We start from the raw sequence: 25,286 nt of genomic DNA on the forward strand, positions 1-25,286 counted from the left end.
ACCGTGGACGGTCTGTTCTGGAACATCCAGCTGGCCAACTACTACGCTGCCCTGGAAACCACGGCGGCGGCGGTGGCCGTGCTGATCCTGATCTCCAGCCTCGATGACCTGTTCATCGATGTCTGGTACTGGGTGCGCGAGAGCTGGCGCGCGCTGACCGTCAAGCGCCGCGACGCGTACCGGCCGCTGACCCAGGAAGACCTGCTGCAGCGGCCGGAACAGCCGCTGGCGATCATGGTGCCGGCGTGGATGGAGTACGACGTCATCGCGCAGATGGTCGAGAACATGATCAACGTGCTCGACTACCGCGAGTACGTCGTGTTCGTCGGCACCTATCCCAACGACCAGCAGACCATCGACGAAGTCGAGCGCATGCGCCGTCGCTACAAGCGCCTGCGCCGCGTGGAGGTGCCGCATGACGGACCGACCAGCAAGGCCGACTGCCTGAACTGGCTGATCCTGGCGATCTTCGACTACGAGAAGCGCCACGACATCGAGTTCGCCGGGGTGATCCTGCACGACAGCGAAGACGTGCTGCACCCGATGGAACTGCGCTTCTACAACTACCTGCTGCCGCGCAAGGACATGATCCAGCTGCCGGTCACCTCACTGGACCGCGAATGGTACGAACTGGTGGCCGGTGTCTACATGGACGAGTTCGCCGAATGGCACGCCAAGGACCTGGTGGTGCGCGAGAGCGTGTCCGGCATGGTGCCGTCGGCCGGCGTCGGCACCTGCTTTTCGCGGCGTGCGCTGCTGGCGCTGAGCGCGCAGACCGACAACCAGCCCTTCAACACCGACAGCCTCACCGAAGATTACGACGTCGGTGCGCGGCTGGCGGCCATGGGCATGCAGTCGATCTTCGCCCGCTTCCCGGTGCAGTTCCGCGTGCGTCGGCCGTCATGGTTCGGCTGGGGGCCGGTGCGCGAGCGCACCCAGCAGATGGCGCTGTGCGTGCGTGAGTACTTCCCCGACAACTTCCGCGCCTCGTACCGGCAGAAGGCGCGCTGGGTGCTGGGCATCGGCCTGCAGAGCTGGGAGTCGCTGGGCTGGCGCGGTTCGCTGGCTACCAAGTACCTGTTGGCGCGCGATCGCAAGGGCATCATCACCTCGTTCGTCAGCATCATCGCCTACCTCATCTTCCTGCAGTTGCTGTTGTTCTGGCTGTTGAAGGCGACAGGGGTGTGGACGATGCAGTTCCCCAGCGTGTTCCAGGCCGGTACTTGGCAGATGAATGTCGCGCTGCTGACCACGGCGGCGCTGGCGACCCGCGTCGTGCAGCGCTTCTACTTCGTCAACCGCTTGTACGGCTGGGAGCATGCGCTGATGTCGATCCCGCGCATGGTGGTCGGCAACATGATCAACTTCATGGCCACCGCCCGCGCATGGAAGGTGTTCCTGGCCTACCTGCTGTTCGGCAAGCGCATGGTCTGGGACAAGACCATGCACGACTTTCCCGATGCGGCACAGCTGGTGCAGACCCGCAAGCAACTCGGTGAGCTGTTGACCACCTGGCAGGCGGTGGAACCGGAGCGGCTGCAGCAGGCGCTGGCGCAGCAGCATGCCGGCCGGCGGCAGCCGCTGGGCCGCATCCTGCTCACCCAGGGCTGGCTGGATGATGAAACCCTGGCCGAAGCCATCGCCTTCCAGGGCGACCTGCCGCGTGCGGTCATCGACATCGATTACCTGCGCGCGGGATCATTCCCGGTCAGCGCCGATGCCTGCGTGCAGTGGCGCATGCTGCCGCTACCGCCGCAGCAGCAGCAGACACTGCGGCTGGCCGTGGCCAGCCCATTGCCCGAAGACGCGCTGGCGTTGCTGAAGCAGGAAACCCGCAGCGCACACATCGAACAGAGCATCGCCCGCGAAAGCGAAATCAACGCTGGCCTGCGCCTGATCGGCGGCGACCAGCACTGGCAGCTGGACAACGTGCCCTTGCTGGGCGACCTGCTGGTGGAGATGCGCCTGATCGACCACGCGCGCTTCGAGATTGCACTGGATGCGTACAAGCCGCAGCGCGATGGCCGCATTGGCGATTACCTGGTCAAGCAGGGCATCACCACCGAGGACGCCGTCGCCCAGGCCATGCAGGAGCAGCGCCGGCGTGCGGCCGCGCTGCAGTCGCCGCCTCCCGGAGCCTTACCGGCATGAAGACCACGCTGCTGTCCACCGTCATCGCTGTCGCCCTGGCAACGGCTACCGCGCCGGCACAGGCGCAGGCCGATGCGCCGCTGCCGTTGTCCGGTGCGGCCTACCGCGTCGCCGAGCAGGCCTTCGCCGCCTACGAGCGCGGTGATTACGCTGCGGCCTACCAGCAGTCCAGCGAAGCGATCCGGTTGCGCCCGGACGTGGTGCGGCTGCGCCTGCTGCAGATCTATGCGTTGCAGAAACTGGGCCGGCCGGCGGAGGCGCAGCAGCAGGCGCGCCGTGCACTGGATGCCGGGTTGAAGGATCCGGCCTTGCCGGCATTGGCCGCTGCCACCGCTGCGCGCAGCACGCCCCCGGATGCCCGGGGCGGGCGCGCACCCTCTCCACCGCGCGCGGCCGGCAGCGGCGCAGACCGCGCCAGGCAGCAGGCCTACACGCTGGCCACCGAGGCCTATGCTGCCTATGACGCCGGGCGCATGTGGGAAGCGGCCAGCAAGGCCGAGCAGGCCTTCCGCCAGCAGCCGAAGCAGGGTGCCTGGGCGATGCTGTGGGTGGCGGCGCTGGAAGCACAGCAACAGGCCGAACTGGCCGACGCGGCCATCGGCACGGCGCTGCAGCTGGGCGCACCGAACGTCGAGGAACTGCGCGCGCGGCGCGTGGCGCTGGCCCGCCAGCGCGCGCTGCTGCAGGCCCAGCAGGCCTACCAGTCGCTGTCCACGCAGAACGATGCGGCGGCCGTCGCGCGGGCGCGCGCCGCCGTCGAGCTTGCGCCGGATGTTGCTTCGTACCGGTTGCTGTTGATCACCGCGCAGCTGCAGCAGGGGCAGCTGGCCGACGCCGAGCGCAGCGCCGACCAGGCACTGCAGGCCGACGGCGGGGATCTCAATGCCCGGGTGATGCGCGGCTATCTGCGCCAGCGCCAGGGCAAGACCGTGCTTGCCAATGAGGACTTCGACACCGCGCTCGCCATGCCGGGGTCCACAACGCAACAGCGCAACGTGCGCCTGCTGGCCGTGGATGCGGCCCTGGCCGCTGGGGATCGCGCACGTGCGGCTGCACTGCTGGCGCCGCTGCGGCCGGTATTGCCAGCCGATGCAGGCGATGCACGCGCGCAGCAGTTGCTGCAGCAGGGCATCGAGCAGCGCGCCAGGGCGACCGGATCCAGTCGCGAGCTTCCCCGCATGAGTGCGCAGGCCTATCCAGCGCCGTTCCAGCATTGCCAATCGGATGACGCCGCCAATATCTGCGAGCTGATGCCGGCTGACCTGCAGGGCGACGGTGGCGCTGCACAGCGCGCATATGCAGCCTACGCGCGGCAGGACTTTGCCGAGGCCATCGGTGAAGCACGGCAGGCCGTGCAACTCGCACCGGACGATGCAGACCTGCAAGGCCTGCTGACCACCACGCTGGCGGCAGGCAACCGCAGCCAGCAGGACGAAGCACGGCTGCGCCTGGACGCGGCACTGGCGCAACGCCCTGATGACGCCGGGCTGCTGATGCAGCGCGGCTATCTCAACCAGAAGGCCCACGAACCGGCGCGCGCACTGGCCGACTTCCGTGCCGCCGAGGCCACCGGCAAGGCACCCAAAAGCGTGGTAATCGACCAGGCGTATGCGAGTGCGGCCAACGGCGATCATCCTCAGGCGGTGTCGCTGCTGCGTAGCGCCATTGATCGCGCCGACGCCGGTGAGCTGCCTCTGGATGCGCATCAGCGCTACAACGTGCGCAATGCCATCGCCAACTATTCGCGCGAGTGGGGCGTGATCGCCTCGGCCGGCTTCCGCGGCGCGCGCCAGGCCGCGACCAATGTCGGCGGCGCGGCGATCAGTACGCCGGGCGATTCGGTGTTCAGCACGCTGGAAGCGTTCTGGCGGCCCCCGGCGTTCAACGACCAGCATGGCACGCTGGAGCTCTACACGCGGCTGCTCAACACGCTGTACGACGAGGGCGGCACCTACGAATCGATCCGCGCAGTGGACCCGTGCACCGGCGAATCGACACCCGACGCACGTGCACGCGCCGACCGTCTCAGCCGTTCGCGTTCCACCACCGGCTGGCCGTCCACCATCGCCTCGTTCGGCATGCGCTACGCCTTCGGCCAGACCGGCCTGAGCGCCGGCATCGAGCGCCGCCAGTTCCTCGGTAGTGCCACGCGCACGGGCGATGTCTATCCCGCCTCCGCGGCCGTGCAGTGCCGCATGCAGCTGGCCCTGAACCCGCCACTGGAATCCAGCACCCTGGCCCGCTACCGCCTGGCCAGCGGTTCCGGTGGCTGGATGTCCTACCTGACCTACGGCTATTACCACGGTACCGACCTGCGCACCGACGTGAACCAGTGGTGGATGGTCAGCGGCTACGCGCAGGGCGGTTACACATGGGATGACAACAGCGCGCATTTCACCCTGGATGCACTCGATGCCAACGGCATGCCAGTGCGGCGGATCGGTGATGCCAATGGGCGCCTGCATCGCGAACAGTGGTTCGCTGCCGCTGAACTGCGCGCCGGACGCAGCTTCCGTTTCGGTGCCGGGCAGACCCACTGGGTGGTCACGCCGTATGCGGTGTTGGGGGCGGACTGGCTGGACCAGCGCTCGCGCGTGCGCGACATCCGCTACCCACTGTTTCCGGTACAGTCGTTCGCGCTCAACGATACGCAGCGCAGCTGGTCACTGGGCGCGGGGCCGGGCCTGGGCGTGCGCTACTGGTTCCGCGAGGACCACTACAACACGCCGCGTTCCTACCTCGACCTGACCGTGCAGTACCGCTTTGCGATCGGTGGCGGTGATACGCAGCGCGCCAAGGGCCTGTTCGCCACCGCCATCCTCTATTACTGAGGCAGCCCCCACCGGCGCCGCAGCGCCGCCGCCTGCGGCGTGTCCTGGGTCAGCCACGGCTCCAGCGCATAGACCAGCACGTGCTGTGCGCCGCTGTCGCGTGCCCACGCCAGCTGCCGTTGGATTCGTGCGGCATCGGCAGTCTCGCCCTTGAACCCGCTGCCATCAGCGGCGCTGCCGGGCAGTTCGCGGAACAGCTCGACGATCACATCGAAGCCGATGTCGTGCGCGTGGAAATGATCGAGCAACGGCTGAAGCTGCTGCACGTTGCCGGCGCCGGCAACGCCCACCCCGTCCTGCACCATCGGTCGCAGCGTGGCCTGGGCCAGTACCGCCTGCCATAGCGTGACCAGGTCGCCATCGGACTGCAGGCGGCTGAAGTAGCAGGAGATCGCGCAGTCACCGCCGCGCGCGCCGGTGGCGTCTGCCAGCCCGTGCAGCCATTGCGCCAGCCATTGCTGGCGGGCCGGATCGGCCCAGTGGTACTGCTCCAGTTCGTAGGGCAGGTACCAGCCCCCGAAGGCCGGCTGCTCGGCCCACGGCGCCTGTGCCAACCAGCTGCGTGCGTGCGCCAGGCTGTCGGCCAGGAACGCCTGCAGCGCGGCGTCGTCGGCGCCGATCGCCTGCCACCAGCGCTGCTGGAAGGGTAGGCCGACACGGATGCGCAGGTTGTTCTGGCTGGCGGCGGTGAACAGCTGCTGCAGGCTGCCGTCGGGCAGTGACCAGTCGCCGTCACTGCCGCCGACGATGCCGGTCCATTGCAGCACCAGCTGACGGCAGCCCAGCGTATGTGCAAGCTTCAACGAGCGCTGCCAGTCGGCCGGTCCCCACTGCAGGTGGCTGCGCCAGGGCTGCAGGAAGGTGCCGTCGACCTGCACCGGCAGCGAGCAGCCGGGCAGGGTAGCGAGCGTACCGGCCAACGGCGCCAGCACGGCCGCGCGCAGCAGGCGGCGGCGCAATGGCGAAGACGGATCTGCGGGAAGGACGGGCGCAACCATGCCCGCATCATCCCAGAGCACCGTGCGCAGCAGGTGAACCCAGCAACGGGTGGTGCCGGCCGCTGGCCGGCATCGCCCCCCGATTATTCCAACGCGTAGCGCAGCGCGAACAACACCGCCACCAGCCACACCGCCGGATGCACCTCGCGCCAGCGCCCGGTGCCTGCCTTCAGCGCCGCATACGCGATGAAGCCGAATGCCAGGCCGTTGGCGATCGAATAGGTGAACGGCATCGCCAGCGCACACAGTGCGGCCGGCACCGATTCGGTCAGGTCGCTCCAGTCCACTTCCACCAGTTCGCGCAGCATCAGGCCGGCCACGAACAGCAGCGCCGGTGCGGTGGCATAGCTGGGCACCATCGCCGCCAGCGGCGAGAACAGCAGCGCGGCCAGGAACAGCGCCGATACGACCAGCGCAGTCAGGCCGGTACGGCCACCCACCTGCACGCCCGAGGCGCTTTCAGCGAAAGCGGTGGTGCTGCTGGTGCCGAGCACCGAACCGGCCACGATGGCGGTGCTGTCGGCCAGCAACGCGCGACCGAAGCGCTTCTGTGCGCCCGGCAGCTTCAGCAGACCGGCGCGGCCGACCACGCCGTACAGGGTGCCGGTGGCATCGAACACTTCCACCAGCACGAACACCAGCACCACCTGCAGCAGCACCGCGATTGGTGCGCCGCCGTCATGGTGCAGCAGGCCCGGCAGGTCCAGCTGCAGGAAGGTGGGGGCCAGGCTCGGCGGCAGCGAGACCAGGCCCTGGTACTGCACGTCGCCCAATGCCCAGCCCGCACCGGTCACCGCCAGGATGCCGATCAGGATCGCGCCGCGGATCCGGCGTGCTTCCAGCACTGCGATCAACAGGAAACCGGCCAGCGCCAGCAGTGGCGGCGCCGTGTTCAAGGGACCCAGCGCCACCAGCGTGTCCTCGTTGCCGACGATCACGCCGGATTTCTGCAGCGCGATGATCGCCAGGAACAGGCCGATGCCGGCCACGATCGCCGAGCGCAGCGACGAAGGGATGCCCGACACCAGCCATGCCCGCACACCGGTCAGCGACAACACCAGGAACACCAGTCCGGAGATGAACACCGCCCCTAGCGCCTGCTGCCACGGCAGGCCGGCAGCGCCGACCACGGTGAACGCGAAGAACGCGTTCAGGCCCATGCCCGGTGCCATGCCGACCGGGAAGTTGGCCGCCAGCGCCATTACCGCCGAACCCAGCGCGGCGGCCAGGCAGGTGGCCACGAACACCGCACCCGCATCCATGCCGGTCGTGCCGAGGATCTCCGGGTTGACGAAGACGATGTAGGACATCGTCAGGAAGGTGGTGATGCCGGCCAGCAGCTCGGTACGCACGGTGGTGCCGTGCTGCTGCAGCTGGAACATGCGCTCGAACAGGGACATGGAGATTCTCGCGACGATAAGGTGTCACGACCAACGGTCGTGACCTACCCGAATGCAGAACGTGGGTACCGACCGTTGGTGGTGGGTACCGACCGTTGGTCGGTACGCTTCAAAGCGTCACCACCAACGGTGGTGACCTACCGAAAGGAGAAAGGCCGCGCGAGCGCGGCCTTTCCGGTTGCCTTACTTCAGCGCCTTGAAGCGCAGGCGCTTGGGCGCAGCGTCATCGCCCATCCGGCGCTTCTTGTCTTCCTCGTACTCGCGGTAGTTGCCCTGGAAGAACTCCACGTGCGAGTCGCCTTCGAAAGCGATGATGTGCGTGGCGATGCGGTCCAGGAACCAGCGGTCGTGCGAGATCACGAAGGTGTTGCCCGGGAACTCCAGCAGCGCGTCTTCCAGCGCACGCAGGGTTTCGATGTCCAGGTCGTTGGACGGTTCGTCGAGCAGCAGCACGTTGCCACCCTGCAGCAGGGTCTTGGCCATGTGCAGGCGGCCACGCTCACCACCGGACAGCGAACCGACCATCTTCTGCTGGTCCTGGCCCTTGAAGTTGAAGCGGCCGATGTAGGCGCGAGACTGGATCTCGATGCCGTTGATGTTGAGGATGTCCAGGCCGCCGGCGATTTCCTGGAAGACGTTGTGGTTGCCTTCCAGCTTGTCGCGGCTCTGGTCCACGTAGGACAGCTGCACGGTCGGGCCGATCACGATCTCGCCCGAATCCGGCTTTTCCTGGCCGGTGATCATCTTGAACAGGGTCGACTTGCCGGCGCCGTTCGGGCCGATGATGCCGACGATCGCGCCCGGCGGAATCAGCATCGACAGGTTGTCGATCAGCAGGCGGTCGCCGAACTTCTTGGAGACGTTCTTGAACTCCATCACCATGTTGCCCAGGCGCTCGCCCGGCGGGATGAAGATTTCGTTGGTCTCGTTGCGCTTCTGGTAGTCCTGCGACTGCAGCTCTTCCAGGCGGGCCAAGCGGGCCTTGCCCTTGGAACGGCCGCCCTTGGCGTTCTGGCGCGACCACTCCAGTTCCTTCTGGATCGCCTTCTGGCGGGCCTTTTCCTGGTTTTCTTCCTGCTTCAGGCGTTCATCCTTCTGCACCAGCCATTCGGTGTAGTTGCCCTTCCACGGAATGCCGCGGCCGCGGTCCAGTTCCAGGATCCACTCGGCGGCGTTGTCCAGGAAGTAGCGATCGTGGGTGACGGCCACCACGGTGCCGGTGTAACGCGCCAGGAACTGCTCCAGCCATTCAACCGACTCGGCGTCGAGGTGGTTGGTCGGTTCGTCCAGCAGCAGCATGTCCGGCTTCTGCAGCAGCAGGCGGCACAGTGCCACGCGGCGCTTTTCACCACCGGACAGGTTGGCGATCTTGGCGTCCCACGGCGGCAGGCGCAGCGCATCGGCAGCCACGTCCAGCTGGTTTTCCAGGGTGTGGGCATCACCGGCGGCCAGGATCGCCTCCAGGCGCTCCTGCTCCTTGGCCAGCGCGTCGAAGTCGGCACCTTCTTCGGCGTAGGCGGCGTACACCGCTTCCAGTGCGGCCTGGGCCTGCAGCACTTCGCCCACGCCTTCCTCGACCGACTCGCGCACGGTCTTGTTCGGGTCCAGTTCCGGTTCCTGTGCCAGGTAGCCGACCTTGATGCCCGGCTGCGGGCGGGCCTCGCCCTCGAAATCGGTGTCCACGCCGGCCATGATCTTCAGCACGGTGGACTTGCCGGCGCCGTTCAGGCCCAGCAGGCCGATCTTCGCGCCCGGGAAGAAGGACAGCGAGATGTCCTTGATGATCTGCCGCTTGGGCGGGACCACCTTGGACACGCGGTTCATGGTGTAGATGTATTGCGAGGACATGAGGTCTCCGTAGGCGCGGCCCTGCGCCCGGCCCATCACGGGAACATCCCGTTGTGGCAGCGGGCACAGACTGGAAAGGAATACCGCCAATTATAGCCGGAACCGGTTCCGGGCCGCGCCCGTGGCAGGGGCGCTGGCTGGCCGCGGCCTGAATACTTCGTCACAGTCCTGCAGCGGGAAGCGTTTCCAGCCGGAAACGGTTCAGATCGGGTGCGCAGTATGGGCTCACCACCACCCAAGCAGAGGTCTGACATGCGCATCAATCGAGTAATGGCCAGCGCCGTGGCCCCGGCCTTTGCCGACAACGACCACCGTCGCGGCCATGACCGCCGCGAGTGGCGCGAGGACCGCCGCGAATGGCGACAGGACCGCCGTGACTGGGAACGCGACCGCCGCGAGGCACGCCGCGACTGGGAGCGCGACCGCCGAGACTGGCACCGCGACCACGACCGCTACTACCGTCCGGCCCCGCCGCCGCCGCGCGTGGTCTACCGCCCGGCCTACGGCCCGGGCTACGGCTGGAAGGTCGGCCACCGCTACCGCGATTACTACCGCGGCCCGATCTATGTGGTGAACGACTACCCGCGCTACCACCTGCGCCGCCCGCCGTATGGGCACCACTGGATCCGCGACGACCGCGGCAACATGCTGCTGGTGGCGGTGGCGACCGGCATCATCGCCGACTACATCATCAACAGTCGCTGAGGATCGCGGCTGGGGTCGGATCCCTTTCCACGGAAAGGGCTGTGATCCCACAACGTCCCTCGAAACCATACGGGGCCGGATTCCTTCGGGAGTGCCGGCCCCGGCCTTTCCGGCCCCGGCAGGCCGGTGCGGGGCTACAATCAGGGGCTGAGCCGTACCCCTTTCCCTGCCTGCTGGAGTACCCGATGTTCCCGCGTGACGTCCGCATCGAAACCTACGATCCCGAACTGGCCAAGGCCATCGCCGCTGAGACCCAGCGCCAGGAAGACCACGTCGAGCTGATCGCCAGCGAGAACTACACCAGCCCGGCCGTAATGGAAGCCCAGGGCAGCCAGCTGACCAACAAGTACGCCGAAGGCTATCCGGGCAAGCGCTACTACGGTGGCTGCGAATACGTGGACATCGCCGAGCAGCTGGCGATCGACCGCCTCAAGCAGCTGTTCGGCGCCGACTACGCCAACGTGCAGCCGCACAGCGGCTCGCAGGCCAACCAGGCCGTGTACTTCGCCCTGCTGCAGCCGGGTGACACCATCCTCGGCATGAGCCTGGCCCACGGCGGCCACCTCACCCACGGTGCCAAGGTCAATGCCTCGGGCAAGCTGTTCAACGCCGTGCAGTACGGCGTCAACGACCAGGGCCTGATCGATTACGACGAGGTCGAGCGCCTGGCCCTGGAGCACAAGCCGAAGATGGTCGTGGCCGGCTTCTCCGCCTACTCGCAGGTGATCGACTGGGCGCGCTTCCGCGCCATCGCCGACAAGGTCGGTGCCTACCTGTTCGTGGACATGGCCCATGTCGCGGGCCTGGTCGCCGCCGGCGTCTACCCGAGCCCGCTGGACCACGCCCACGTCGTCACCTCGACCACCCACAAGACCCTGCGCGGCCCGCGTGGCGGCATCATCATCGCCAAGGGCGCCGACGAAGACCTGGTCAAGAAGCTGCAGTCGATCGTGTTCCCGGGCATCCAGGGCGGTCCGCTGATGCACGTCATCGCCGGCAAGGCCGTGGCCTTCAAGGAAGCGCTGGAACCGGGCTTCAAGGCGTACCAGCAGCAGGTGGTGAAGAACGCCCAGGCGATGGCCAACACGCTGATCGCGCGCGGCTACAAGATCGTTTCCGGCGGCACCCAGAACCACCTGATGCTGGTCGACATGATCGGCAAGGACGTGTCCGGCAAGGATGCGGAAGCGGCGCTGGGCAAGGCTCACATCACCGTCAACAAGAACTCGGTGCCGAACGACCCGCGTTCTCCGTTCGTGACCTCGGGCCTGCGCCTGGGCACCCCGGCCGTGACCACCCGTGGCTACGTCGAGCAGGACTGCGTGGACCTGGCCAACTGGATCGCCGACGTGCTGGACGCGCCGAACGATGATGCCGTCATCGCCCGCGTGCGCGACGCGGTCAGCGCGCAGTGCCGCAAGTACCCGGTCTACGGCTGATCGGCGCAGGGGGTCGGATCCCTTCCCGCAGGGAAGGGCTCTGACCCCGTCACCAGGAATCCCGCGCATGGATGAGCGCCGCCTCAAGTATCTGTACGCCACCCTGGCGGTGGCATTCGGCCTGCCCAGCCTGGTGGTGGGCGGTGCCGCGGCGACGATGCTGCTGCTGACGGGGCTGGGCCAGTTCGGCCATGGCACGCTGGCCGCGGTGACGGTGATGCCGCTGTGGGGCCTCGCCGGCATTGCCGGCTGCCTGGCCTGGTTGTGGCTCAGCGCCGGGTATCTGCTGCAGGGGCGTGCCGGGCTGCAGGTGCATCGCCTCTGGTGGTGGCTGCTGCTGGCCGGCGGTCTTGCCGCCGTACCCCCGCTGGGGCTGGCGCTGTGGTGGAGCATCACCGTCCACGCCGAAGGCATCGCCCTGTTGCTGTTGGGCCCATCGATGCTGGTGCCGGCGGCGATGCTGGTGTGGATCAAGCGCCGCGCATGACGTGGCCCATGGAAGGACATCGAACGCATGGATGAGCGCCTGCACAAACGCGCGATGGCGATTGCCGGCCTGCTGGTAGGCCTGCCCACCGTGGCGGCAGGCGGCACGGGTGCCATGCTGGGGCTGATGGCCGTATGGGACGGCAAGTACCTGACGGGCGACGAGTACACGCTGTTGCTGCTGTGGTCGTCGGCCGGCATCATCGGCCTGCTGTCGTGGTTGTGGCTGAGCGGGCTGTTCCTGTGGCGCGGTGTTGCCGGCCTGCGCCAATCACCGGTTGTGGCCTGGGTCGGCTTGGCGTTGGGTGGCTTGGCCGCGTCGGGCGTGGTCGTCGCCACGCTGTACTTCACGATCAGCAATGGCGAGATCTCGACATTGGGCTTTCTCGGGTTTGGCCCGCCGCTGCTGGTGATGGCCGGGCACCTGGCCTGGCTGCGCTGGGCACGCGTGGCATCGCCGCCGCCCGCACCGGGTTGAGCCGGGCTCCCCAACTCGTCGGACACGCTGGGTGGCCAGAATGCAGGCGCTTCCGCGCAGGCAGCATTTGCTGCGGCGCCCTTTCTCAGGTACCTTTGCGACGCTGCCATGATGGTGGCAATTGCTCCCTGAGCCAGGCGTTCCATGCATTGCCCCTTCTGCCAACATGCCGATACCCGGGTCATCGACTCGCGCGTCTCTGAAGACGGCGCGACGATTCGCCGTCGGCGGGAATGCGAAGCCTGCGGCGAGCGCTTCAGCACCCTGGAAACGGTCGAGCTGAAGCTGCCGGCCATCGTCAAAAGCGATGGCACCCGTGAAGCGTTCGACCAGCGCAAGGTCCGCGCGGGGTTCGACCGCGCGCTGCAGAAGCGTGCGGTTCCCGAAGACAAGATCGAAGCGGCGGTACGTGCGGTGGTGCACCAGCTGCGCATCAGCGGCGAGCGCGAAGTGCCCTCGATCAAGGTAGGCGAGTTCGTCATGAACGAACTGCGCAAGCTCGACCACGTGGGCTATGTGCGCTTCGCTTCGGTCTACCGCAGCTTCGAGGACGTGGCCGATTTCCGCGAGGAGATCGAGAAGCTCGAGCGCGACCTGCCGTCCAGCACCGAACAGCTCCAGCTGCTGGGCGATGTGATCGCCCTGACCAAGAAGAAGAAGGGCTGACCGACACCGCTGTGGTGGCACGGAGGCGCCCATGATCTGGTGGGTGCCAACCTTGGCTGGCACGGAGGTGTCCATCCACGCATGGCGTGGATCTGCCGATGGCGTGCATCCACACCGGCGGCGTTACCATGGCCGCATGACACCTTCGTTCTCCGTCCTCGACCACCTGCACATGGCCAACGCGCTGCGCCTGGCCGAACGTGCCGCTTACACCACCCGCCCCAATCCGATGGTCGGCTGCGTGATCGCCCACGGCGAACGCGTGGTAGGGCAGGGCTGGCACCAGCGCGCAGGCGGCCCGCATGCCGAGGTGTTCGCGCTGCGCGAAGCCGGCAGCGAGGCCCGCGGTGCGACCGCTTACGTCACCCTGGAGCCCTGTGCCCACTACGGGCGCACGCCGCCGTGCGCACTGGCGCTGATTGAAGCGGGCGTGACGCGCGTGGTGGCGGCGATGCGCGATCCGTTCCCGAAGGTTGATGGCGGTGGCTTCGATCTGCTGCGCAATGCGGGTATCGAGGTTGCCGAAGGACTGATGGCGGCGCCGGCGCGCGAGCTCAACAAGGGCTTCCTGTCGCGCGTGGAGCGCAACCGCCCGTGGCTGCGGGTGAAGCTGGCCGCCAGCCTCGATGGCCGCACCGCGATGGCCGACGGCAGCTCCAAGTGGATCACCGGGCCGGCCGCGCGCGAGGACGTGCAGCACTGGCGCGCTCGCGCCGGTGCGATCCTGACTGGCGCCGATACCGTGCTGGCCGACGACCCGATGTTGACCGTGCGCCTGGCCGGTACCGAAGTGATGCCACCACTGCGCGTGGTGCTCGATTCGCGCCTGCGCTCGCTCGAATGCAGCCGTGTGCGCGAGGGCGGTGCGCCGACGCTGTACCTGCACGATGCGGCGGTCAGTGCGCCGGATGCGGCCGACGCCGAATTTGCCAGCGTGCCCTGCGTTGAAGGGCGGCTGGACCTGGGCGCGGTGCTGGCGCTGCTGGCCGAGCGCGGCATCAACGAGGTGCATACCGAAGCCGGCGCGACACTGGCCGGTGCGCTGCTGCGCGCTGGCTGGGTGGACGAACTGCTGCTGTATCAGGCGCCCACGCTGCTGGGCGACAACGGTCGTCCGCTGCTGGCCGGCCTGGGCATCGATGCCATGGACCAGCAGCGTCGCCTGCACGTGGTTGACCAGCGCCAGATCGGCGAGGACATCCGGCTGCTGTTGCGCCCGTGAGGCAATGGCGGGGCACTGGCCCCGTTCCGGAGCTGTCAGGTGCCCTCGTCCTCGTGGGCGGGGCACTGCTCTTTCCATTGCTGCTTCCACAGCACATGCAGGTCACGGCAGTAGGCACCGAGTGCTTCTCCCGTCAGCTGCGTTGACTTCCACCGCAGCCTGCGCCGGCTGATGCCCTGGTCGTACTCGTCCGGCAGTACCGACGGTGCGCACTGATCGTGGTACTGCAGGAACGCGCGGCAATCGTCGTTCTCGCTCAGTTGCGCGTCGATGTCGCGGTCGCGCAGCTGGGTCGACTCGAAGGCAACCGAAGGTTGCACGTAGAAGGTCCTGGGTCTGGACGCTTCGGCCTGCCAGCACGCCATTAGCGCGACAAGCAGGACCGTGGTCGAGGTTATGCGGTGCTTCATGCTGTTGCCCTCGTGGAAGAGGGCAACAGCATTGATCACGCAGTGTGCGCAAGACCATGCAACGGTTCTGAAAGTGCCGTTGATCCTGCTGCAGGCAACGGCGCTACGTCGTGCTTATGGGCACTCGTCGGTCCACATCATCTCGGCGATCGGGCGCAGCGCCTTGCACTCCTGCGTCATCTCATCGGCTGACTTGAGCTGTGCCTTGGCCTTCAGTTCCTCGGCCATCGCATCCACGCCGCCGATCTGGTCGGGTGCGATCTTCGCCACGCAGCTGCGGTGCTGCTGCAGCAGCAGGTCGCAGCCGGGTACGCCGGTCACCTTCGGTGCGCTGGCCGCCTGCACGTCCTGCATCCATTCCTCGAACGGTGCCAGCGCCCCGGTCACGGTGCCCACCAGATCATCGAAGTTGCCGCTGTACCAGTAGCCGTTGTCCTTGGCCGGGTACAGGGTGAAGGTGCCGCTGACCGGCACGCGCGCGCCACTCTGCAGCGCCTGGCTGTAAGCGTCGGTGAACTGCTTGCGCGAAGCCGGGCTGGCGTCGGAGGCAAGGCTGGCGGCGAACAGCGGACGTACCTTGCCCAGGTCGGGCATTTGGCAGCTGAAGGTGATGCGCGCCAGCTTCTGGTCGTCCACGTACTCGTTGTCTTCAATCACGCTCTTGCTGGCGCGGCACTTCGAATCACGCAGGGCCTTGGCATACATCGCCTCGCTGGCGGCCGCGTCGGCCTTGGCGCCGGTGCTGGCAAGCACGACCTGCCACGGTTCGGCCAGCGCCTTGGCCAATGCGCCCGGGTTCGGGGTTACCGCGTCCTGGCCGTCGAAGGCGGGCTTCAGCGCATCGTTGAGGGTGCGGGTCGCGGCGGCGTCGTCTTCCAGCAGGACGCGGGCATACAGATCGAAGGCCTGTTCGGGCGTCAGCGTGGCCGGGGCGGCGCTGGCCAGCAGCGGGGCAGCCAGCAGCGGGGCAGCCAGCAGGGCGCTGGCCAGCAGGGTACGCAGGGGAGTCTTCATGACGGTGTTTCCTGTTCCAGAGGCGCGCAAGCCTAGCGCATCTTTGCGCAGGCCCGACGGTGCCCTGTGATCACGTGCCGACGCGCGGGGCAAAAAAAACGGGCCCCTTGCGGGGCCCGTTCGATCGCACGACGAGGAGCGACCGTTGGATCAGAAGCTGGCGCGGACGCCGGCCGAGTACTGGGTGACGTCGCGGTAGCCGGAGATCTCGCCCACCAGGCCCCAGGTCTTGGTGAAGTTGATCTGGCCGCCAACAGTGCCGACCCAGGTGCCCTTGTAGTTGTTGCCGCCATCCATGTAGCCGGCCTTGACCCAGGCTTCGGTCATGCGCGACGGCTTGCCGCGGATGCCCATGGTGACGCGGCCCAGATTGGTGTGGTCCTTGCCGTGGTAACGCACACCGTCATAACGCAGGGTCGATTCGGCGTTCTGGCGCACCCAGGCGGCATCGGCGGTGAAGTCCAGGCGGTCGGTCCACGGCATGTGGTAGCCGATACCCAGCTCCGGCTGGTTCAGTTCCAGCTTCAGCGAATCTTCGCCGTAGTGGCGGGTCTTGCTGGTGCGCGACCAGCCACCGAACACGTAGACCTGCTCGGCCAGCGCGACCGAACCGCGCAGGTAGCCACCGTCGACCTTCGGGTCGTCCAGCAGGTTGTCGTCAACCTGGACCTGGGTCCAGCCGCCTTCAACGTAGGTGTAGCTCAGGGCCTCGGCCGAAGCCGAGAACGGGGCGGCGGCCAGCAGGGCGGCCACGATCAGGATCTTGCGCATGGAAATTCCTGTGAGTTTCAGTCCATTGGCGGGCCTGCCCTCGCGGCTGCCCGTGGCGACCTCATGTCGTCCGCTGCGGATTTTAATGAAAGTTTTACAAAATGCGAGAGACGGCCGTCACAGGCTGGCCAGACGTGGTCGGGGTCAGAGCCCTTTCCTGCGGAAAGGGATCCGACCCCGGGAATCCCACCCGTTCAGGCCGGGCTGGTACACTGACCAGACCGGTTCGCCGGTACACAAACGTCTTCAGGGCGGGGTGCAATTCCCCACCGGCGGTAGGTGCGCAAGCACGAGCCCGCGAGCGCCCCGGCCCACGGCCGGGGGTCAGCAGATCCGGTCCAATGCCGGAGCCGACGGTCATAGTCCGGATGAAAGAAGACGGTGCCACAGGGCTCTTGCCCTGCGTGCACCTGTTTGCCTTGCGGCGTTTTTCGCTCACTTTTCGCGGAGAACGTTACTTGTTTACTGGAATCATCGAAGGCGTCGGCCGTCTGGCCGCACGTGAATCCATCGGCGGCGATGTCCGCTTCACCTTCAATGTCGGGAATCTGCCGTTCGACAACGTGCAGATGGGCGAGAGCATTGCCATCAACGGCGTCTGCCTCACTGTCATCGCATTCGACGCCCGCAGCTTCCAGGCTGATGCGTCCACCGAGACTCTGGGCCTGACCACGCTGGGCCAGCTGGGCGAGGGTGCGGTCATCAACCTGGAGCGCGCCATGCGCCCGACCGACCGCCTCGGCGGCCATCTGGTCAGCGGCCACGTCGACGGCCTCGGCCAGGTGTTGTCCATCCACGAAGATGCACGTGCCCAGCGCTGGCGCTTCGCCGCGCCGGCCTCGCTGCGCCGCTACATCGCCAGGAAGGGTTCGATCTGCGTGGACGGCGTCAGCCTCACCGTCAACGAAGTGGACGATGAAGGCTTTGAAGTCGCCCTCATTCCGCACACCGTGGCCAACACCGCCTTCTCCGCCACCGGCGTGGGCAGTGCAGTCAATCTGGAAATCGATCTGGTCGCCCGTTATGTGGAGCGCCTGATCAGTGTGCCGACCAACGGTCAGCACCCACACGGAGATGCCGCATGAATTTCGCCCCGATTCCGGAAATCCTGGAAGACATCCGCCAGGGCCGCATGGTGGTCATCGTCGATGACGAAGACCGCGAGAACGAAGGCGACCTGATCATGGCCGCCGAACTGGTCAAGCCGTCGGACATCAACTTCATGGTCACCCACGGCCGTGGCCTGGTGTGCCTGCCGCTGACCCGCACCCGCGCCGCCGACCTCGGCCTGGCGCCGATGGTGCAGGCCAATACCGCGCAGTTCCAGACCAACTTCACGGTCAGCATCGAGGCCGCCGAGGGCGTTACCACCGGCATCTCGGCCCACGACCGCGCCCACACCATCCGCACCGCGGTGAAGCCCAACGCCAAGCCGTCGGACCTGCACCAGCCGGGCCACATCTTCCCGCTGATCGCCCAGCCGGGCGGCGTGCTGACCCGCGCCGGCCACACCGAAGCCGGCGTCGACCTGGCCATGCTGGCCGGGCTGGAACCGGCCGGCGTGCTGGTGGAAATCCTGAACCCGGATGGCAGCATGGCGCGCCGCCCGGAGCTGGAAGTGTTCGCGCGCGAGCACGGCCTGAAGATGGGCTCCATCGCCGACCTGATCGCCTACCGCCTGGCCACCGAAAAGACTGTTGAACGTGTGGACGAGCGCGACATCGACACCGAATTCGGCCCGTTCAAGCTGGTGACCTACCGCGACCGCATCGCCCACGACCTGCATTTCGCGCTGGTCCGGGGTGCCCCGGATGCGGAGACCCCGACTTTGGTGCGCGTGCAGGTGGAAAACCCGCTGGCCGACCTGCTGCATTGGCGCCGTGACGACTTCGGCGTGGCCGCCACCGACGCCCTGCGGGCGATCGATGCCGAGGGCGCTGGCGTGATGGTGGTGCTGTCGGCCCCGCGCGATGGCGAAGCCCTGCTGGCCCGCCTGCGCCAGCAGCCGGCGCCGGTGGTGCCGGGTAAGGACAAGGACGTGGGCCAGTGGCGCCGCAACGGTGCCGGCGCACAGATCCTGTCCGACCTGGGCCTAAGCAAGCTGCGGGTGCTGGGTACCCCGCGCCGCCAGATCGGCCTGGCCGGTTACGGCCTGGAAGTGGTGGAGACGGTGACCCTGTAATGAGTAGTGCCGGCCGCTGGTCGGCAACCGCATCCCGGGATTGCCGGCCAGCGGCCGGCACTACCGGTGGGGGCCGACCGTTGGTCGGCACACCCTGCAGGCCCCCGCCAGTCACGGCCGGGGCCCATCCACGCTAGAATTACCCCCTTATCGAGTCCCCCAAGCCGCATATGAGCCACTACGAAGGCGATCTTCGCACTCCCGAGTCGGCGCGCTTCGCCATCCTGGCCAGCCGCTGGAACGCCCGCATCACCGACGCGCTGGTCGCAGGCGCCCGCCTGAGTCTGGCCGGCAACGGCATCACCGAAGCCAACATCGACGTGATCCGCGTGCCGGGTGCCTGGGAACTGCCGCTGGTGGCTGCACGCCTGGCCGCCGCGCATGAACACGCCGCCATCCTCACCCTGGGCTGCGTGATCCGTGGCGACACCCGCCACTACGAACACGTGGCCGACCGCTGTGCCGAAGGCCTGATGCGCGTGCAGCTGGATTTCGGCGTGCCGGTGCTGAACGGCGTGCTGGCGGTGGAACGCGTTGAAGACGCCGAGGCCCGCGCAGGCGGCAGCCACGGCAACAAGGGCGAGGAAGTCGCACTCGCCGCATTGGAAATGGTCAATCTTCTGGAGCAGCTGCCATGAACAAGAACACCCAGGGCAAGCCCTCCGGTAAACCCATCCGCCGCGATGGCGTCGATCCGGTGCTGCGCTCGCGCGCCCGTCGTCGTGCCGTGCAGGCCATCTACGCCTGGCAGATCTCCGGCGGCAACGCGCAGTCGCTGATTGCCCAGTTCGCCCACGAGCAGGCCCGCGAAATCGCCGACCTGGCGTACTTCGAAGCGCTGGTGCATGGCGTGCTCGACAACCGTCGCGACATCGACGAAGCGCTCGGCCCGTACCTGGACCGTGGCATCGAGGAAGTGGACGCGATCGAACGCGCGGTGCTGCGCTTGGCCGCCTACGAGCTTCGCTACCGCCTGGACGTGCCGTACCGCGTGGTGATCAACGAGGCCATCGAATCGGCCAAGCGCTTCGGTTCCGAACATGGCCATACCTACGTCAACGGCGTGCTGGATCGTGCCGCCGTGGAATGGCGCAAGGTCGAATCGGGTCACTGACCCACCTGTGGTAGTGCCGGCCGCTGGCCGGCAGCTGCAGGGATCCTGAGGTTGCCGGCCAGCGGCCGGCACTACCGCCCACCGCGCCCTGCGCGGCACGTACAACAGCGGGAACGCTCCATGTCCCTCGCCGAATTCGCCCTCATCGACCGCATCCGCGCCCGCACCCTCGAGCGCGACGACATCCTGCTCGGCATCGGTGACGACGCCGCGCTGCTGCAGCCGCGTGCCAACGAGCAACTGGTGGTCACCGCCGATACGCTCAACAGCGGCGTGCACTTCCCGGTGGAAACCCCGGCCTTCGACATCGGCTGGAAGACCCTGGCCGTCAACCTGTCAGACCTCGCCGCGATGGGCGCGCGCCCGGCGTGGTGCACGCTGGCGCTGTCGCTGCCGGAAGCGTCTGAAGACTGGATCGAGGCTTTTGCCGATGGCTTCTTCGCCCTGGCCGACCAGCACGACATCGCGCTGATCGGTGGTGACACCACGCGCGGCCCGCTCTCGCTGTCGGTCACCGCGATGGGCCAGGTCGGGCGTGGCCAGGCGCTGCGCCGCGACCGCGCGCGGGTGGGTGATGACATCTGGGTGAGCGGCACGCTGGGCGATGCCGCCGGTGCGCTGCGGCTGTGGCAGCAGGGTGCGCTGAGCGTAACCACCGCCACGCTGCTGGCCGACTACGAAAGCCTGCGCCTGCGACTGCTGCGGCCGACGCCGCGCGTCACCCTCGGCCTGCGCCTGCGGGCCTTCGCGCACGCGGCGGTGGATGTATCCGACGGCCTGCTGGCCGACCTCGGTCATATCGCCACACGCAGCAACGTGGCCGCGCATGTGGATGCCGATTCGCTGCCGATCTCGCACGCACTGCGTGAACTGCTCGGTCGTGAGGCCGCACGCGACTGCGCACTGCGCGGGGGCGACGACTACGAGCTGTGCTTCACCGCCGCCGCCGACCAGCGCGACGCGCTGCACTACCTGGCCGAATCGCTGGACGTGCCGCTCACCCGCATCGGCCGTATTGCCGAAGGGCAGGGCGTACACGTGGACGGCGAAGCCGCCGACGGCGGCTACCAGCACTTCGCGTAGCAGCAGCGGTACTGCCCTGCTGGGTCAACCTTCGGGGTGGGGTCAGATCCCTTTGCGCCGCAAAGGGATCTGACCCCAAGTGAAGCACATCGATGTTGCTCTGGTAGGTGCCAACCTTGGTTGGCACAGAGGTGTCAGCAGCCGGTGGCAACGCCGTGCCGACCAAGGTCGACACCTACCAACGCGGGCTGGTTACACGTGTGGAACCGGCGCACCGAAGCGGTTGCCACCCGGCGTGCCGGGCAGCAGCAGAAACACCAGCAGCACCAGGCTGACGAACGGCACGAACCCCAGCAACAACCACCAGCCCGAACGATCGGTATCGTGCAGGCGGCGGATGGTGGCCGCGATGGACGGCAACACGAATGCCAGCCACATCACTACGCCCAGGCCGGTGACGACCAGCGCCAGGCCCTGCGAACCGCTGTAGCCGGCATAGAAGCTCAGCAGATACAGCGGGATCGAAATGATCATGATGAACAACTGGAACCACCAGAATTCGCTGCGGCCTGCGCGGCCAGTGAACTGCGCATAGCGGGTGAGCGGAACCATCATCTTGTGCATCGAAACACTCCCTGAAAAGAAGTGCGCACCATTGGTGCTCCTGTGATGATGAGCCATCGGAATCGTTGCAATTGCGCGCACCGTGCAACTGAACTGAGCGCTCACCCGCACTTCTCTTCGTCGGATGCTCACGCCGCCCGCAGCTGCACATCCACGTACTCGGCCAGCCCACGGCAGGCCAGCAGCAGCCCTTCGCGCGCGCCGTCATCCATGTGCTGGTCGATATCCCCGTCCACGCGGACGCGTTCGGTGGCGTGCAGCAGTTCCAGCAGGAAACTCAGCCCCGCATTGGCGCGGTCGATGCGCGCCAGGGCCAGGCGCTGCCCGGGCGTGCGGTTGTTGCCGGGCCATGGTTGGCCATCGGCGGCGTCGCCCTGGCGGATGTGCTGCAGGCAGGCCTGCAGGGTAATGGCCCCGGCACTGTTACCGCTCTGCAGCGCGACGAAGGTGTCTTCCAGCGTGCGGGCCAGGTCATCGGGCAGGCGCGTGGCGGCCTCGCCCAGGGTGGCGAACAGGTGCGGGTAGGGGGAAGCGGTCATGGCGGCGTCCTTGTGCAAGCGGCAAGGGGCCACCCTGCTTAACAGCGGGGTGGCGGACGGTGCGTGGTTCCAATACCGGAGGTCGATGTAGAAGCGCCGGCGGGCACGAGGCCCCCACGCACCGCCCGCCATGTAAGCGCGGACAGAATGCCTGCCGACGCCACCCAACAAGGAAAGAGCGGCGCCGGCAGGCAAGCGTAACCAACACATCAACCTAACGGGATTGGAAGCCCGTGCCACCCGTTGGCGGTGGCGCTACATGATTTGCATGAAGCGCCCGTGCCGCCAATGAGAATTGTTGGAAAGTTCGAAAGCGTTGCAACTTTGTCGCTGGCAGGTAGCGGATGGCGACTCTTGCCAAATGCGACATTCTTCGCCGCTCGCACCGTAGAGTCGAGTGCGCTCAACCACTTCGTCGAAGTGGCATCGGCTTCAGTGGGGGTTGCCGGGCTCAGCGATGCCGCTACGCTGGGGAGATGAAAATTATCTTGATCGCCTTCTTGCTGGCCTCTTCGCCGGACGTCATAGAGCCCGGCTACAGAATGGGCAGCTACAAGGAAAATCCGTCGCCGATGCCGGGCACGCTGAAGGCATTGGGCGCGCGATGGGAGATGGACTACAGAACGCTACGCCCTGCCCTGTTGAAAGCGGGGTGGAGCGGAATACCACGCGAGTACTCGCATCCGACCGTGCTTGGATTTCCCGAGGTCAATTGTGGTCGCGGCTGGCAGGCGGTCTGCTGGTCCATGTTCCACAAGAATGGCCGGGATGTTTTTCTGCAACTGCATCCCACAGACGACGGCCGCCTTATCCTGATTGGCGCAGAGTGACGCCTTCGCCTTCGCCTTCGCCTTCGCCTTCGCTATCGTCGAGCCGTTTGTTGATACTCAGGCGTTCATTGGTCGGGATGCCGAGGGCACTGCCGGTTTTCGGGGTTCCCGCTGCTGACGGCGCCGAGCTTGCTTGGCTGATGCAGAACGTAGCCGAGCGTTGGCCTGGCTCTACACGAGCAAAGAAAAGCGGCGCCGGAGTCAACCGGCGCCGTGCGTGTTTCTACATCACCACTTGTACGACATGCTCAGATTGGCCGTCGCTTCGCGGTACCCATGGTCACCGCGCATCACGCCGAAGCCACCCCACGCACTCAGCCCGGAACGGAAGTCCACGCGTGCACCGGCATTGAGCTCGTAGCGGTTGCGTGGCACGCTGGCATTCAGCGCTTCATCATCGAACGCCATGCCGTTGCTGGCGCCATCGCGGTACCAGTTGGTCACCACATACGGGCTGACCGAGACACCCGCTGCTGCGTCGCGCTGTGACCGGACCTGAACGATGCCCAGCTCTGTCGCAATTGACCATTGAATGACTGCGGCGACGGTGGCGATGCTGGCCAATTGCTCGCTTCTGGTTGCCCGCGTGTCCCCTCCCGAACGTCCCCACAACGCTGCCATCGATGGCCTGCGCGCATTGGCGGTGCTGGCCGTCCTCCTCTTCCACACCAATGCGACGTGGCTGCCCGGCGGCTTCACCGGGGTGGACCTGTTCTTCGTGGTGTCCGGCTTCGTGATCAGCCAGTCGCTGGCCTCGCGCACGCCTGCGTCGCTGGGCGCGATGCTGCTCGACTTCTACCGGCGCCGCGTGCTGCGCCTGTTGCCGGCGCTGCTGGTCATGCTGGTGGCCACCTTCATACTGTCTGCGCTGTTCATTCCCCGTGCGTGGCGCAATGAACAGTTCGACCAGACCGGCTGGGCCGCGCTGGTCGGCTTCAGCAACATCGTGCTGGCTGGCCAGCAGGACGATTACTTCTCACCCGGCGCCGAACTCAACCCGTTCCTGCACACGTGGACGCTGGGCGTGGAGGAGCAGTTCTACCTGGTCTTCCCGCTGCTGTTCTTCGTCTGGCTGCGCGGGCGTGAGCGCTGGCCGTGGTCGCGTTGGCTGTTGCCGGGGCTCACCGTGCTGTCGCTGGCGTGGGCGGGCTGGCAGGCGCAGACGGCACCAGCGGCAGCGTTCTATCTGCTGCCGGCGCGGTTCTGGGAGCTGGCTGCGGGCGCGCTGCTGTACCAGTGGATGCGTACTCGTACGCCGGGCCAGAACGGTGGTGCGGTTGCAGCGGCCGGCCTGACGCTGCTGGCCGCAGGCGTGGTGATCGCCCCGCAGCTGGCGATGCCGGTGCCGGGTGTGCTGGCCACCGTGGCCGGTACCCTGCTGCTGTTGGCAAGCGTGTCGGCGCCGGGGACATCGCGCCTCGCCCGCGCGCTGGGCTGCGCACCGCTGGCCTACCTGGGCCGGTTGTCCTATTCGCTGTACCTGTGGCATTGGCCGCTGCTGGTGCTGCTGCGCTGGACCTACGGCCTGCACGGTGCCGCGCTGTGGCTGTACCCGGTGTTGCTGCTGGCGGTATCAGCTGCGTCGTATCACTTCATCGAGCGTCCGCTGCGCAGTGCGGCGCCGCTGCTGCGCCTGGCACCGGCCAAGGTGCTGGCGATGGCGTTGCCGGTGGTGGCGCTGTGTGGTGCGGGTGCCTGGGCCACCGTGGAGTACCACGAGCAGGTCTCGCTGAGCGTTACCCGTGACGACTATGCATGGCAGGCGCGTCGCTACCCCGCGTGGCGCCCATTGGAGCCGGTGAGTGCGCCGGCGCTTGAAGGACGGCGCCTGTTCGTGTCCGGCGATTCGCACGCGGCGGCGTATCGCACCATGACCAGCATGGTCGCGCGCCAGACCGGCATGGAGGTGCGCCAGCAGGATCGCGGCGGCTGCAGCTTCGTCAATCTGCTGCGGGCCAGTCCAGCCGATTGCCAGGAGTTCATTGAGCACACGCTGTCGACCATCGAGCGCGAGGCACGCCCGGGTGACATCGTGCTGCTGGCGGCCTTGCGCATGCCGGAGCTGCGCGGATTCGACTGGCGGCGGCAGGATGCACAGGAAATCTATCGTCAACTGCTGGCCGAGCGCACGCCCGCGCATGCACAAGCTGCACGCGATGAAGCCGATCGAGTGCTGGGGCGTTTGCAGAAGCTGGGTGTGCACGTGGTTGTGGATGCGCCGCTGCCGTTGTTCAAGGCCGGTGCGTACCGCTGTTCGGACTGGTTCAACCGCCGCAACCCGGCCTGTGCCGGTGGCCTGAGCATGCCGCGCGCCGACCTGGAAAGGCTGCGCGCGCCGCAGATGGCGTTGCTGTCCGAACTGGCGGTGCGCTATCCATCGCTGACGGTGTGGGATCCGCTGCCGCTGCTGTGCGGGCCAACGACCTGTTCGGCGGTGAAAGACGGGGAGCCGCTGTTCTTCGACAACGATCACCTGAGCGGGCATGGCAACCGCGTGCTGTTGCCCAGCTTCCGGCAGACCCTGATCGATATTGCAGGCGACACGCCGGTGTAGA

24 protein-coding genes and 1 riboswitch are annotated in these 25,286 nt (G+C 67.1%); of the genes, 15 read left to right on the top strand and 9 right to left on the bottom strand.

Features of this window, described 5'->3' with window-relative positions; translation table 11 throughout:
• Window positions 1-3: 3 nt before the first annotated feature.
• Together ROV93_RS11115 and ROV93_RS11120 are read left to right on the top strand one after the other, a co-directional pair.
• A complete protein-coding gene (locus tag ROV93_RS11115; protein ID WP_072167827.1) occupies window positions 4-2,151 on the top strand; it encodes a glycosyl transferase family protein in 2,148 nt (715 codons plus the stop codon).
• Window positions 2,148-4,982, top strand: a complete 2,835-nt coding sequence (locus ROV93_RS11120; protein WP_072167828.1) for a hypothetical protein — start codon at window positions 2,148-2,150, stop codon at window positions 4,980-4,982. Before ROV93_RS11115 ends, ROV93_RS11120 begins: the two co-directional genes overlap by 4 nt.
• Here the strand turns inward: ROV93_RS11120 and ROV93_RS11125 are convergent.
• The 3 genes from ROV93_RS11125 to ettA all read right to left on the bottom strand — a co-directional run bounded on the left by ROV93_RS11125 (window position 4,976) and on the right by ettA (window position 9,228).
• Entirely contained in the window at window positions 4,976-5,980 is a 1,005-nt protein-coding gene (locus ROV93_RS11125; RefSeq protein ID WP_072167829.1) for a DUF4434 domain-containing protein, read from the bottom strand. The two genes, ROV93_RS11120 and ROV93_RS11125, sit on opposite strands and share 7 nt — an antisense overlap.
• Window positions 5,981-6,063: 83 nt before the next feature.
• Window positions 6,064-7,380, bottom strand: coding sequence for an NCS2 family permease (locus ROV93_RS11130; protein ID WP_072167830.1), 1,317 nt, complete (start codon window positions 7,378-7,380; stop codon window positions 6,064-6,066).
• A gap of 183 nt (window positions 7,381-7,563) precedes the next feature.
• Window positions 7,564-9,228, bottom strand: coding sequence for an energy-dependent translational throttle protein EttA (ettA, locus tag ROV93_RS11135; RefSeq protein WP_005415249.1), 1,665 nt, complete (start codon window positions 9,226-9,228; stop codon window positions 7,564-7,566).
• A gap of 252 nt (window positions 9,229-9,480) precedes the next feature.
• On the opposite strand from ettA, the gene ROV93_RS11140 reads away from it, so the two are divergent.
• From ROV93_RS11140 to ribD, 6 genes are all read left to right on the top strand, one after another.
• Window positions 9,481-9,933 carry an RcnB family protein gene (locus tag ROV93_RS11140; protein ID WP_111007848.1) on the top strand — a complete coding sequence of 151 codons (453 nt, stop codon included), beginning with the start codon at window positions 9,481-9,483 and terminating at the stop codon, window positions 9,931-9,933.
• Window positions 9,934-10,118: 185 nt separating this feature from the next.
• Window positions 10,119-11,372, top strand: coding sequence for a serine hydroxymethyltransferase (gene glyA, locus ROV93_RS11145; protein WP_057494411.1), 1,254 nt, complete (start codon window positions 10,119-10,121; stop codon window positions 11,370-11,372).
• A gap of 67 nt (window positions 11,373-11,439) precedes the next feature.
• Window positions 11,440-11,859 carry a hypothetical protein gene (locus ROV93_RS11150; RefSeq protein WP_072167831.1) on the top strand — a complete coding sequence of 140 codons (420 nt, stop codon included), beginning with the start codon at window positions 11,440-11,442 and terminating at the stop codon, window positions 11,857-11,859.
• 27 nt (window positions 11,860-11,886) lie between these two features.
• Window positions 11,887-12,336 (top strand): hypothetical protein, encoded by a 450-nt coding sequence (locus tag ROV93_RS11155; protein ID WP_072167832.1) that lies wholly within the window; start codon window positions 11,887-11,889, stop codon window positions 12,334-12,336.
• 144 nt (window positions 12,337-12,480) lie between these two features.
• Window positions 12,481-13,002: a transcriptional regulator NrdR gene (gene nrdR / locus ROV93_RS11160; RefSeq protein ID WP_005415256.1), complete on the top strand. Its 522-nt coding sequence runs from the start codon at window positions 12,481-12,483 to the stop codon at window positions 13,000-13,002.
• Window positions 13,003-13,138: 136 nt separating this feature from the next.
• Window positions 13,139-14,224, top strand: a complete 1,086-nt coding sequence (ribD, locus tag ROV93_RS11165) for a bifunctional diaminohydroxyphosphoribosylaminopyrimidine deaminase/5-amino-6-(5-phosphoribosylamino)uracil reductase RibD (RefSeq protein WP_072167921.1) — start codon at window positions 13,139-13,141, stop codon at window positions 14,222-14,224.
• A gap of 35 nt (window positions 14,225-14,259) precedes the next feature.
• Here the strand turns inward: ribD and ROV93_RS11170 are convergent, their stop codons facing one another.
• The 3 genes from ROV93_RS11170 to ROV93_RS11180 form a co-directional block, all read right to left on the bottom strand.
• A complete protein-coding gene (locus ROV93_RS11170) occupies window positions 14,260-14,634 on the bottom strand; it encodes a hypothetical protein (RefSeq protein WP_072167922.1) in 375 nt (124 codons plus the stop codon).
• A 114-nt stretch (window positions 14,635-14,748) separates the two neighbouring features.
• Window positions 14,749-15,648 (bottom strand): hypothetical protein, encoded by a 900-nt coding sequence (locus tag ROV93_RS11175; RefSeq protein ID WP_180890814.1) that lies wholly within the window; start codon window positions 15,646-15,648, stop codon window positions 14,749-14,751.
• Window positions 15,649-15,798: 150 nt separating this feature from the next.
• Complete coding sequence (locus tag ROV93_RS11180; RefSeq protein WP_072167834.1) at window positions 15,799-16,419, bottom strand: hypothetical protein; 621 nt, start codon at window positions 16,417-16,419, stop codon at window positions 15,799-15,801.
• 238 nt (window positions 16,420-16,657) lie between these two features.
• A riboswitch (FMN riboswitch) is annotated at window positions 16,658-16,803 on the top strand.
• Window positions 16,804-16,877: 74 nt separating this feature from the next.
• Between ROV93_RS11180 and ROV93_RS11185 the strand changes: the two genes are divergently transcribed.
• The 5 genes from ROV93_RS11185 to thiL all read left to right on the top strand — a co-directional run bounded on the left by ROV93_RS11185 (window position 16,878) and on the right by thiL (window position 20,798).
• Window positions 16,878-17,504 carry a riboflavin synthase gene (locus ROV93_RS11185; RefSeq protein ID WP_065178777.1) on the top strand — a complete coding sequence of 209 codons (627 nt, stop codon included), beginning with the start codon at window positions 16,878-16,880 and terminating at the stop codon, window positions 17,502-17,504.
• The gene (gene ribB, locus ROV93_RS11190) at window positions 17,501-18,601 is read left to right on the top strand and encodes a 3,4-dihydroxy-2-butanone-4-phosphate synthase (RefSeq protein WP_072167835.1); all 1,101 of its coding nucleotides are present in this window, start codon (window positions 17,501-17,503) and stop codon (window positions 18,599-18,601) included. The genes ROV93_RS11185 and ribB overlap by 4 nt, the downstream gene beginning before the upstream one ends.
• A gap of 170 nt (window positions 18,602-18,771) precedes the next feature.
• The gene (gene ribH, locus ROV93_RS11195) at window positions 18,772-19,239 is read left to right on the top strand and encodes a 6,7-dimethyl-8-ribityllumazine synthase (protein ID WP_005415267.1); all 468 of its coding nucleotides are present in this window, start codon (window positions 18,772-18,774) and stop codon (window positions 19,237-19,239) included.
• The gene (nusB, locus tag ROV93_RS11200; RefSeq protein WP_072167837.1) at window positions 19,236-19,715 is read left to right on the top strand and encodes a transcription antitermination factor NusB; all 480 of its coding nucleotides are present in this window, start codon (window positions 19,236-19,238) and stop codon (window positions 19,713-19,715) included. Before ribH ends, nusB begins: the two co-directional genes overlap by 4 nt.
• Before the next feature lie 120 nt (window positions 19,716-19,835).
• A complete protein-coding gene (gene thiL, locus ROV93_RS11205; protein WP_065426826.1) occupies window positions 19,836-20,798 on the top strand; it encodes a thiamine-phosphate kinase in 963 nt (320 codons plus the stop codon).
• Window positions 20,799-20,990: 192 nt separating this feature from the next.
• On the opposite strand, the gene ROV93_RS11210 is transcribed toward thiL, so the two are convergent.
• Together ROV93_RS11210 and ROV93_RS11215 are read right to left on the bottom strand one after the other, a co-directional pair.
• On the bottom strand, window positions 20,991-21,362 hold the full coding sequence (locus ROV93_RS11210; RefSeq protein ID WP_072167838.1) for a DUF805 domain-containing protein: 372 nt from the start codon (window positions 21,360-21,362) through the stop codon (window positions 20,991-20,993).
• A gap of 128 nt (window positions 21,363-21,490) precedes the next feature.
• Complete coding sequence (locus ROV93_RS11215; RefSeq protein WP_072167839.1) at window positions 21,491-21,901, bottom strand: hypothetical protein; 411 nt, start codon at window positions 21,899-21,901, stop codon at window positions 21,491-21,493.
• 476 nt (window positions 21,902-22,377) lie between these two features.
• Here ROV93_RS11215 and ROV93_RS11220 point away from each other — a divergent pair, with 476 nt between their 5' ends.
• On the top strand, window positions 22,378-22,731 hold the full coding sequence (locus ROV93_RS11220; protein ID WP_072167840.1) for a hypothetical protein: 354 nt from the start codon (window positions 22,378-22,380) through the stop codon (window positions 22,729-22,731).
• Window positions 22,732-22,959: 228 nt separating this feature from the next.
• On the opposite strand, the gene ROV93_RS11225 is transcribed toward ROV93_RS11220, so the two are convergent.
• Window positions 22,960-23,295, bottom strand: a complete 336-nt coding sequence (locus ROV93_RS11225) for an autotransporter outer membrane beta-barrel domain-containing protein (protein WP_255299150.1) — start codon at window positions 23,293-23,295, stop codon at window positions 22,960-22,962.
• Between ROV93_RS11225 and ROV93_RS11230 the strand changes: the two genes are divergently transcribed.
• Entirely contained in the window at window positions 23,264-25,285 is a 2,022-nt protein-coding gene (locus tag ROV93_RS11230) for an acyltransferase family protein (protein ID WP_072167841.1), read from the top strand. The two genes, ROV93_RS11225 and ROV93_RS11230, sit on opposite strands and share 32 nt — an antisense overlap.
• Window position 25,286 lies beyond the last annotated feature (1 nt).

Source organism: Stenotrophomonas maltophilia group sp. msm4 (assembly GCF_032025605.1).
Taxonomy (GTDB): Bacteria; Pseudomonadota; Gammaproteobacteria; order Xanthomonadales; family Xanthomonadaceae; genus Stenotrophomonas; species Stenotrophomonas sepilia.

Coding starts and splice junctions, on each gene's coding strand:
- ROV93_RS11150 (WP_072167831.1), top strand. CDS start 11,440: ATGGATGAGCGCCGCCTCAAGTATCTGTACGCCACCCTGGCGGTGGCA.
- ettA (WP_005415249.1), bottom strand. CDS start 9,228: ATGTCCTCGCAATACATCTACACCATGAACCGCGTGTCCAAGGTGGTC.
- nusB (WP_072167837.1), top strand. CDS start 19,236: ATGAACAAGAACACCCAGGGCAAGCCCTCCGGTAAACCCATCCGCCGC.
- ROV93_RS11170 (WP_072167922.1), bottom strand. CDS start 14,634: ATGAAGCACCGCATAACCTCGACCACGGTCCTGCTTGTCGCGCTAATG.
- ribB (WP_072167835.1), top strand. CDS start 17,501: ATGAATTTCGCCCCGATTCCGGAAATCCTGGAAGACATCCGCCAGGGC.
- ROV93_RS11230 (WP_072167841.1), top strand. CDS start 23,264: ATGACTGCGGCGACGGTGGCGATGCTGGCCAATTGCTCGCTTCTGGTT.
- ROV93_RS11130 (WP_072167830.1), bottom strand. CDS start 7,380: ATGTCCCTGTTCGAGCGCATGTTCCAGCTGCAGCAGCACGGCACCACC.
- thiL (WP_065426826.1), top strand. CDS start 19,836: ATGTCCCTCGCCGAATTCGCCCTCATCGACCGCATCCGCGCCCGCACC.
- ROV93_RS11125 (WP_072167829.1), bottom strand. CDS start 5,980: ATGGTTGCGCCCGTCCTTCCCGCAGATCCGTCTTCGCCATTGCGCCGC.
- glyA (WP_057494411.1), top strand. CDS start 10,119: ATGTTCCCGCGTGACGTCCGCATCGAAACCTACGATCCCGAACTGGCC.
- ROV93_RS11155 (WP_072167832.1), top strand. CDS start 11,887: ATGGATGAGCGCCTGCACAAACGCGCGATGGCGATTGCCGGCCTGCTG.
- ROV93_RS11175 (WP_180890814.1), bottom strand. CDS start 15,648: ATGAAGACTCCCCTGCGTACCCTGCTGGCCAGCGCCCTGCTGGCTGCC.
- ROV93_RS11220 (WP_072167840.1), top strand. CDS start 22,378: ATGAAAATTATCTTGATCGCCTTCTTGCTGGCCTCTTCGCCGGACGTC.
- ROV93_RS11140 (WP_111007848.1), top strand. CDS start 9,481: ATGCGCATCAATCGAGTAATGGCCAGCGCCGTGGCCCCGGCCTTTGCC.
- nrdR (WP_005415256.1), top strand. CDS start 12,481: ATGCATTGCCCCTTCTGCCAACATGCCGATACCCGGGTCATCGACTCG.
- ROV93_RS11120 (WP_072167828.1), top strand. CDS start 2,148: ATGAAGACCACGCTGCTGTCCACCGTCATCGCTGTCGCCCTGGCAACG.
- ROV93_RS11215 (WP_072167839.1), bottom strand. CDS start 21,901: ATGACCGCTTCCCCCTACCCGCACCTGTTCGCCACCCTGGGCGAGGCC.
- ROV93_RS11180 (WP_072167834.1), bottom strand. CDS start 16,419: ATGCGCAAGATCCTGATCGTGGCCGCCCTGCTGGCCGCCGCCCCGTTC.
- ribH (WP_005415267.1), top strand. CDS start 18,772: ATGAGCCACTACGAAGGCGATCTTCGCACTCCCGAGTCGGCGCGCTTC.
- ROV93_RS11210 (WP_072167838.1), bottom strand. CDS start 21,362: ATGCACAAGATGATGGTTCCGCTCACCCGCTATGCGCAGTTCACTGGC.
- ribD (WP_072167921.1), top strand. CDS start 13,139: ATGACACCTTCGTTCTCCGTCCTCGACCACCTGCACATGGCCAACGCG.